Origin of the sequence: Clostridioides sp. GD02377, assembly GCF_045899875.1 — a bacterium.
GTDB classification, from domain to species: Bacteria; Bacillota; Clostridia; order Peptostreptococcales; family Peptostreptococcaceae; genus Clostridioides; species Clostridioides difficile_A.
Genome location: NZ_JBJODA010000089.1, coordinates 1 through 362, shown reverse-complemented (window position 1 = coordinate 362; position 362 = coordinate 1). Strand labels below are relative to the sequence as shown.

Here is a 362-nt window from a genome sequence, read left to right as displayed (position 1 = left end):
GGTTCAACTTTTAATAGTCTCTATAATGGTTCTTTTGGTGTAAGTGGTGTCGGCGATGTTGTTAGTGGTACTGGTGGTGGTGGCGGTTGGTATTGTGGTGCAGGTATTGATTATCGTGAATTTGGTGGTGGTGGTAGTAGTTATATCCTTACTAAAGATAGTTATAAACCACCTGGATATATTCCAACATCTAAATATTATTTTAATACTGTTACTTGTATAGCTGGTAAAAATGAATCTACACAAGATGGTTTTGTTAAATTTACATTACTACAAGCATTACCATTTTTGACCGTATCATCTTACAATTCTACGCAAGCAACATTTAAAGCAGAACACACGATTCCGTCAATGTTAACTAA

At 35.1% G+C, this 362-nt stretch carries 1 protein-coding gene; it reads left to right on the top strand.

What is annotated here, in order from left to right:
* The coding region (locus Q3304_RS20985) for a glycine-rich protein (RefSeq protein WP_407815499.1) at nt 1–362 on the top strand (362 nt) is incomplete at both ends.